General features: G+C 62.0%; 1 protein-coding gene. It reads left to right on the top strand.

What is annotated here, in order from left to right:
• Window positions 1–315 (top strand): amino acid ABC transporter ATP-binding protein (locus B3M52_RS04700; RefSeq protein WP_286748990.1); only part of this gene is annotated, 315 nt, incomplete at its 5' end.
• Window positions 316–350: the final 35 nt, after the last annotated feature.

Here is a 350-nt window from a genome sequence, read left to right as displayed (position 1 = left end):
GGCGGCCAGCAGCAGCGCGTAGCCATTGCCCGCGCACTGGCCATGGAACCCCGGCTGATGCTGTTCGACGAACCCACCTCCGCGCTGGACCCGGAAATGATCGGCGAAGTGCTGGACGTGATGCGAGAGTTGGCCAAGGAAGGTATGACCATGATGGTGGTCACCCACGAAATGGGCTTCGCCCGGGAAGTGGCCGACCGCGTGATCTACATCCACGAAGGCCAGATTGTCGAGGAAGGCAAACCGGCGGATGTGTTCGACAATCCGCAGAATGAACGCACCCAGGCATTCCTGAGCCGGGTGTTGGCGCACTGACTTACCCCGCCAGACGCGTTAAAGCAACTGGCGGG

This window comes from Marinobacter sp. UBA2688 (assembly GCF_002352785.1).
Taxonomy (GTDB): Bacteria; Pseudomonadota; Gammaproteobacteria; order Pseudomonadales; family Oleiphilaceae; genus Marinobacter; species Marinobacter salarius.
The sequence above is the reverse complement of the archived record's forward strand: the minus strand, read 5'-3'. Positions and strand labels throughout refer to the sequence as shown.